The 7365-nt window shown below is 46.0% G+C and carries 7 protein-coding genes; 3 read left to right on the top strand and 4 right to left on the bottom strand.

The window, feature by feature from the left end; all coding sequences use genetic code 11:
* Positions 1-310: 310 nt before the first annotated feature.
* The 3 genes from GKZ89_RS09720 to GKZ89_RS09710 are packed head-to-tail and all read left to right on the top strand — an operon-like array spanning position 311 to position 3507.
* A complete protein-coding gene (locus GKZ89_RS09720) occupies positions 311-2230 on the top strand; it encodes a 3'-5' exonuclease (RefSeq protein WP_155112208.1) in 1920 nt (639 codons plus the stop codon).
* Positions 2227-2799, top strand: a complete 573-nt coding sequence (locus tag GKZ89_RS09715) for an isochorismatase family protein (RefSeq protein WP_155112207.1) — start codon at positions 2227-2229, stop codon at positions 2797-2799. The genes GKZ89_RS09720 and GKZ89_RS09715 overlap by 4 nt, the downstream gene beginning before the upstream one ends.
* Before the next feature lie 15 nt (positions 2800-2814).
* On the top strand, positions 2815-3507 hold the full coding sequence (locus tag GKZ89_RS09710; RefSeq protein ID WP_155112206.1) for a hypothetical protein: 693 nt from the start codon (positions 2815-2817) through the stop codon (positions 3505-3507).
* On the opposite strand, the gene GKZ89_RS09705 is transcribed toward GKZ89_RS09710, so the two are convergent.
* From GKZ89_RS09705 to GKZ89_RS09690, 4 genes are all read right to left on the bottom strand, one after another.
* The gene (locus GKZ89_RS09705; RefSeq protein WP_155112205.1) at positions 3504-3827 is read right to left on the bottom strand and encodes a hypothetical protein; all 324 of its coding nucleotides are present in this window, start codon (positions 3825-3827) and stop codon (positions 3504-3506) included. The two genes, GKZ89_RS09710 and GKZ89_RS09705, sit on opposite strands and share 4 nt — an antisense overlap.
* A 49-nt stretch (positions 3828-3876) precedes the next feature.
* Complete coding sequence (locus GKZ89_RS09700) at positions 3877-5265, bottom strand: HAMP domain-containing sensor histidine kinase (RefSeq protein ID WP_155112214.1); 1389 nt, start codon at positions 5263-5265, stop codon at positions 3877-3879.
* Positions 5255-5944 (bottom strand): response regulator, encoded by a 690-nt coding sequence (locus GKZ89_RS09695; RefSeq protein ID WP_162356669.1) that lies wholly within the window; start codon positions 5942-5944, stop codon positions 5255-5257. Before GKZ89_RS09695 ends, GKZ89_RS09700 begins: the two co-directional genes overlap by 11 nt.
* Before the next feature lie 72 nt (positions 5945-6016).
* Positions 6017-7072 (bottom strand): hypothetical protein, encoded by a 1056-nt coding sequence (locus GKZ89_RS09690; protein ID WP_155112203.1) that lies wholly within the window; start codon positions 7070-7072, stop codon positions 6017-6019.
* Between the last annotated feature and the right edge of the window lie 293 nt (positions 7073-7365).

Genomic DNA, 7365 nt, shown 5'->3' with positions numbered 1-7365 from the left:
GAAAGATCGCTCTTTGAAAAACGGAGAAAACATTAGAATTCGGAAGAGAGTGTCCAAAGTTAGGGGGCTCAACCGATATCGACTAAAATATTAATATATCGACTATTATTTAGAAATATCGACTATTTTTATGATATATCGATCAAAAAATCGATATATCGACTTTTCGAGGGGATTCGACATAATGATGAATAAGCCGGGAGCAGGAAAAAAGCTTCCGGCTTTATTTTATTATAATCGACAAATATTTCCTTAAATGAGATATGATGAAAGTACTGATTATATCTTACTAATAGTGGAGTGAAAAAAGTTGGCCTATACCATTCCGGAGACAATCCGTTCCTCTGCCACTGCTGGCGAAAGACTGCTTTTTGCTGTGTTGAAAAACTCTCTGCCTGATGATTATATTGTTTACTATGAACCGGAAATTCTCGGCCGTCACCCGGATTTCGTTATTATCGGACCTGATCTTGGTCTTGTTGTCCTGGAAGTGAAGGATTATACACAAAATACGATATTGCAGGTGAATCCTGATACATGGATGATCGTGAATACGAAAGGGCACCAGACAACGGTGAAAAGTCCGCTAAAACAGGCAAGAGACTATATGTTTCATATCTCAAACGTCCTTCAAAAGGATAAAAACCTGATTCAAACGGAAGGACCCTACAAATTTAAACTTAAATTTCCCACAGGCTACGGGGCGGTTTTCACACGCCTGAAGCAGGATTTTTTTGTGAAAGAAGGTTTATATTCTGTCTGTGAGCCGCATCTTGTATTAACCCGTGATGAGATTGACCCGGATAAAGAGGGGTTTTCAGAAGAGCATCTTATTGAAAAAATAATGGACATGTTTGTCATCCCATTCCGACTGAAGGAGCCGCTTACAAAAGGAGAAATCGACTCCATCCGCTATCATTTGTTTCCGGAAGTACGAATCAGTGCAGAATTCAAAGCTCCTGTCCCCTATCAGGATCAGCTGCTGCTCTCCCTTCATGATATCAAAACGATGGATCTGCATCAGGAGAATCTGGCAAGACAGATTGGAGACAAGAACCGGCTGATTCGCGGCGTAGCGGGAAGCGGGAAAACGCTAATTCTATCCGCTAGAGCAAAATATCTTTCCAAACAGCATCCCGATTGGAAAATACTTGTCCTCTGTTATAACATTTCATTGGCCCAGGAAATTAAGTACATGATCCAGATGAAAATGAATGAACCGGAGGATCTATTTGATTTTGATCCTAAATCTCAAGCCAATGACATGAAAAATATCCAAGTATTCAACTTTCATGCATGGCTTAAGCAGGAGCTCAAAATGAAAGAACAGCAAATTCCTCTCATGCTGAAGAAACTGGCGGCAAAGGAAACCATTCTTCCCTCTTATGATGCCATTCTGATTGATGAAGGGCAGGATTTTGAACCAGAGTGGCTGTCACTTGCCAGTTCTCTTCTGAATCCTGACACACAGATGCTGCTGCTAGTTGAAGACAGGGCACAAAATATTTACTCCAGAAAGCGTTCTTATGTCCAGGATACAGGCTTAAGCTTTCAGGGACGTTCTAAAATCCTGTCCATTAATTACCGGAACACCGCTCAGATCGTCAATTTCGCCTGGGATTTTTACCGAAATCATTCCACGCTGAAAAATCGGGTTGTAAAAGGGTCTTTAGAAGGAGAAGAGATTATTTCTCCGCAAAGTACCCGCCGCAAGGGACCGGAGCCGGCTATCGTAAAATGCAAAAATCTAAAAGAAGAAATGGGTTTTGTGACCAAACTGATGAAACGGCTGCATGCTGAAAAAGGTGTACCCTATTCAGAGATGCTCGTTCTCTACCGAGTTAAACGAACATTTAATCAAAACATAATCGAAACGATTCAAAATGAATTAAAAGAATCAGCAATCCCCAGCTTCTGGCTTACTGAAAGTGCCGACAGTAAAAGAGACTACGAGAAAGAGCGCGGCAATGTCATCATCAGCACGATTGACAGCAGCAAAGGACTGGATTTTCAAGCCGTATTCATCGTGAACGCGGAAAATATGCCATTTGCCCTCGAAGAAAACAAAGAGAGGGAAGTATCCCTGTTATACATTGGAATGACACGCTCGAAGGATTACCTTTCAATTACCTATTCGGGAGAATCCGAGTTCACAAAGTACTTTGATAGAGTGAAAGCTGATCGACTGAAGCTCCGAAAGGAGAAAAGCATAATAGGAGGCTCTCAATGAATCAGGCACTATTAATTATCGACGCTCAATGCGAGCTTATTGAAGGAAATCATACCGAAAAAGAAGTGGTGAACAAAGCCGTTCTGTTAAGCACTATTCAAAAAACAATAAAGAAGGCAAACGAAGCAGGAGCTGAGGTCATATATATCCGGGATCTCGACGTAGCGGATGGAAAGGGTCAGGGATTTGATATTCATCCGGAAATCCCGGTTCACGAGGGGGCGGCTGTGTTTAATAAACAAGCGACCAATGCATTTTATGGCACTCCTCTTTTGGAACACCTGAAGGAAAAACAGATCTATCATCTTGTTATCATGGGCTGCAAAACGGAGCATTGCATCGATACGGCTGTCCGTACTGCCACTGTCAGCGGAATGGATGTCACTCTTGTAAAAGACGGCCATTCGACAACAGACTCAGCTGTATTAACCGGGGAGCAAATTGTTGCCCATCATAATGAAATTTTGCATGGGCATTACAATGTGGATCACTTCTCCATTGTCCGTGAAGCGGAAGAGGACTTGTTCCGTCCGATGCATGATCAGTATCGGGCGGATGAAGCAGAATAGGAGTTTGTCAGTCTCATGAAATTTGTTTATAAAATAAAACCAGAAACAAAACGGCACAAGATTCCTTCTCATGTTAAAGAGCATTTATCGCTGCCGGCCGTAACCCCTGGAATCAAGGTCGGATTAGCGGTTTTAACGGTAATTGGGCTAGACTTCAGCGGGCTAATCCTGCTCCCCGTTTTTAATGAGTATACAGTTCCGGACCTTGCAGGAAGTTGGCTTTATCCGATATACGGCTTGCTTGTCCTTCTTAATCTGTGGATGCTGACACTGATTTTTCGCAAATCAGAAAAAATTGTACTTGAAATCATTTTATTTCTGGGATGCCTCGGGGGAATAGCGGCTCTGTCTTATTTTGTTTGCGGATTGTTTTACACGTTCCTCATGATCAGGCAGCCGCTCCTTCTCATGGTCTTAACCTGCTTGTTTGCCGCTTCTTTGTACATGATTTTCAGGCATTACGAAAGAAAGTATACTTCCCTGAAAAAATACGAAACTAACATAACCGCGAAAATCCAAATGAGTATTTTTACGGTGCTGATCATCCTTTGGGGATGTACTGCTTATTACTTTGGGGCGTACACCAAGTATGGAGCGGCCGGGCTTGTTTTATTCTGCTTTGGAATATCTGCTTCCTTTCAGTTTCTTTTCGTTCACATGATTCATAAGTATTTTTTTATAAAGGCAAACCGGTTACTGATGGACTAAACGGTACCCAGTCTCCACCTCCTAACCAAAAAAAACTCAATAATCAATAAAGCTGCCCCCGCCGAGTAAATCATTCCGAACCAGAGCGGCAGCCAGAGGATGACGGGGAATGCCATGATGGATAGATAAAAGGATCCGGATTCCAGAAATTGAAGAATAAATTGAATTTCTTCTTTTTGTAGTTCCAGCCAGACGCCTGTAATCGAGGGGGCCAGCGGGAGAAGGACAATCGCAGGGATGAGTACGATCTTTTTGTTCGTTTTCACTATGAGAAAATAGTTGAGCAGGATGATAAAGAGAGTGATAGCCAGTATAATCATGAAAAGACCCCCATTTTTAGAGGATGTGCTCTCTGACAGCACAGCCTTTTTACTTCCAGATTACTGCAAACACACTTCCGCTCGGGCCGCTTTCCTTCAGGACCAGATCGGCGCCCAATGCCTTGGCGAGCATTTTGCTGAAGGGCAGGCCGAGACCGAGTCCGCGGACTTTTAACTTTTTCTTTTCCCCGCGGAAAAAGCGCTCGAAAATATAGGGCTGTTCCTGTTCCAGAATTCCGGGTCCGCTGTCAGCGACTTCAATCCGGTCTTCAAAAAGAGATACGGTCAGTTTCCCCATACCATCCATTGCCTGGCTGGAGTTGTTCAGCAGGTTGATGAGAATCTGCTGCAGCCGGAGCGGATCGGTTTCGCGGGTGATAAGTGTGTCCGGTGTTTGTACTTCGCATTGCACCGCATTTTGCTGGGTGACGCTCCACTGCCTTACGATATCGTGAACGAGTTCGTTCATATTGCATGTTTCCATATGGAGCGTAAAAGCACCTGCAGAAAGGGAATTAAAGTCGAGCAGGTCGGCAATCATTTTTTGAAGACGGTGGATTTCTTTCAGCGTAATGTCTAGAAATTCCTCCCGCTCTTCTCCGGTCACAATCCCGTCGCGGACGGCCTGGACAAGCCCGCTTATGGAGGTGACCGGTGTTTTTAAATCGTGGGTCACTCCAGCAAGGAGCTCGGCTCTCAGTTTTTCAAGCTGTGTGAGTCGCCGGGTCATGTCTTCAAACGATGTGACGAGGTCATAGATTTCCTGCTCCCGGACATCGGTGTTCAACTGTACATCGTATTGGCCATCCTTAATGACAGCAGCAGCACCTGCAACCTCTTGAATAGGCTTCAGTATCCGCTTGGAAAGCACATAGATCACGCCCCAGCCAAGCAATCCGAGACCGAATAGGAGGATGGCGATGAGGCGGTATTCCTGGTTGACGTCCGCCAGCTCATCCTCGGTTTGCAGGACCACCACCCAGCCTCTTTGCTCAGAATCCAGAACGATAGGCTCTTTAATGCTGTATAAAGAAAGGCCGTTTATTTTCAGTTTCTGTACCGGTTCGCTGCTGGCAAAAATCTTAGCGGGAAGCTTTCGTTTTTCGGGTCTCAGCCGGTTTTCAGGACCCGGGCCTCTGGGGCCTCCCATCATCACTCCTTTATTGTTCGTGATGAATAGCTGCGGGGGGCTGCCCATATCCAGTACTCTCGCCCTCTCATCGATGCGCCGGTCAAATTCCGCAAAATTGCTCTGTCCGGCTGCCCGTTCAGCGGTCTCCGCCGCGAGGTATTCCAGCAGGTTCAGCCGGTTCTCGATCGTTGTCTGCCGGATCCACCAGAAGGAGGCAAATCCGAGCAGGAGCAGCCCGATGCAAAGGGAGAACAGGTACCGGGTCGTCCAATATTTTAATAAAGTGGTTCGTTTTTTATTTTTCATAAACACTGAACTGATACCCCAATCCCCGCAGAGTCCTGATTTCGCCTTGCGAAGAAGGCCAGCGGGAAAGTGCCTGCCGGATCCGCTTGACCGCCAGATCGACTGCACGGTCGCTTCCTTCATAATCCATGCCCCATACCTGTTCAATCAGATCTTCCCGTGTAAAGGTCCGGTTTGGCCGTTCTGCAAGAAAAATCAGCAGAGAGAGGTCCTTCGGCGTAAGGATGACCGCTTCTCCGCTGATGGAAACATTACGCGAGTCCAAATGGATGGTTAAGGAACCAAACTGCATCCGGGTGCCGGAATCCAGTATTTTTGATGAGCGGCGCAGGACAGCGTTCACTCTGGCGATCACCTCTTCACCGATGAACGGCTTTGAAATGTAATCATCCGCTCCCTGATTGAGGCCTTTTAATTTATAGTCTAAATCCCCGAGGGCAGTCAGCATGATCACCGGGACCGCACTGCTTTTCCGGATTTCCTGCAGCACCTCCCAGCCTTCCATGCCCGGAAGCATCACATCGAGCAATACAAGGTCTGGTGCTTTTTCCTGAAAAACAGCAACCGCCTCATGCCCGTCAAAAACATGGAGCACCTCATACCCTGCATGCTTCAAATAGGCGCTGAGCACTCTTGCGATTGTCACTTCATCCTCTGCTACTAAAATGGTTTTGTTCACGGCCGCGCCTCCTGTCCTTTTCACTATACAAGAAAACTCCCTGGCGATAAATACCAGGGAGTTCTTCTTTTATTAGATTCCCATTCCTTCCGGAGCTGCTTCTGGTCCCGCTTGTTCCGGATTCCCTGCACGTCCGTCTTTTCCTGGTCCGCCGTGGCCTTTGCCGCCGCCGTGTGGACCGCCAAATCCTTTACCAAACCCTTTGCCTAAACCTCCAAGTCCAAGGCCGTCCTTATCAAGAAGTTCCTCAAGCTTATCCGGGTTTTTATCCCTGATCTCTTCCAGCAAATCGCGGGTCGTTTTGCCGGAGGTTGAGATGTTCAGTTCTTTTGCCAGAGCTGCCACTTTTTTGTCCATGACCTCTGTATCGATTTGCTGAAGTGTTTTCCCGTCTACCGTGATGCTGTATTTCTTCGCATCGGCCTTTACTTTAGCGATACGGACTTCCTTAGCGAGCTCCCGGATGTCTTTGCCGCTCGTTGTGATGCCAAGCTCTTTTGCTTCTTTATTGATGGCTGCAGTGAACACTTCCTGCTTGATTGTCTGCTGATCCTTACCGCTTGTGGAAACGCCTAGTTCTTTTGCTTTTTTATTCAATACCGCTGTCATAACGTCCTGTCTCAGCGTTTGTTCATCTTTGTTGTCTGTTGCTACGCCGAGTTTCTCCGCTTTTTTCTTCAGCTGGGCAAGTTCGATTTCATTGCGAAGCGTTTGTTCGTCTTTATCAGCAGCAGAGATCCCCAGTTTTTCTGCTCTTTCTTTAAGCTTTGCCAGGCGGACTTCCTGGCCCAGCGTTTCTGTGTCTTTGCCGGATGTTTTGATGCCAAGCTCTTTCGCTTCTTTCTGCAGAACCGCAGTCCGCATTTCTTCCATAATTTCAGGAGCTGTTTTCCCGGATGTTTTGATGCCGAGTTCTTTTGCCTTTGCCAGCAGCTCTGCAGAATTGATTTCAAAGAATTCGCCCTTGCCATGTCCTTTATTCCCAAAGCCCTTGCCGCCAAAATTCGGAGCCTTCACATCGGCTGATGTACTTGTTTCTGCATCGCCTGCCGCAAACGCCGAAGATGCTGCATAGCCTCCGAGTAAAACGGTTCCTGCTACTGCAAAGCTAATCACTGATTTTTTCATTGGATTTCCTCCTGAGTATGTGGTTAAGGCTGTCTTGCTGAACCTTATACTTGTACTTTACGGGGGGAATGTGTCAGGAGAATGTCAGGGGAGGGTTTTTGTTCAGGGTAGGCAAATGCGGGAAAACGCCGGGATGATGCTGTTATTTTCTAAAGGAGGGTTGCAATGAAAAGGTGGTCAGCATAAATGAAAGTCCGATAGCAGCTGGTGTCGCTGTATTTTTTATACAATAAAAGACCATTCCTTATGGATCCAGTGTGTTAAACTATGTATACGCTTACATAAACATAGTC

Origin of the sequence: Metabacillus mangrovi (assembly GCF_009711125.1) — a bacterium.
GTDB lineage: Bacteria > Bacillota > Bacilli > Bacillales > Bacillaceae > Metabacillus_B > Metabacillus_B mangrovi.
The sequence above is the reverse complement of the archived record's forward strand: the minus strand, read 5'-3'. Positions and strand labels throughout refer to the sequence as shown.

Bases quoted from the DNA above. Each gene is read 5' to 3' on its own strand.
- GKZ89_RS09715 (WP_155112207.1), top strand. From the start codon at position 2,227: ATGAATCAGGCACTATTAATTATCGACGCTCAATGCGAGCTTATTGAA.
- GKZ89_RS09710 (WP_155112206.1), top strand. From the start codon at position 2,815: ATGAAATTTGTTTATAAAATAAAACCAGAAACAAAACGGCACAAGATT.
- GKZ89_RS09705 (WP_155112205.1), bottom strand. From the start codon at position 3,827: ATGATTATACTGGCTATCACTCTCTTTATCATCCTGCTCAACTATTTT.
- GKZ89_RS09700 (WP_155112214.1), bottom strand. From the start codon at position 5,265: ATGAAAAATAAAAAACGAACCACTTTATTAAAATATTGGACGACCCGG.
- GKZ89_RS09690 (WP_155112203.1), bottom strand. From the start codon at position 7,072: ATGAAAAAATCAGTGATTAGCTTTGCAGTAGCAGGAACCGTTTTACTC.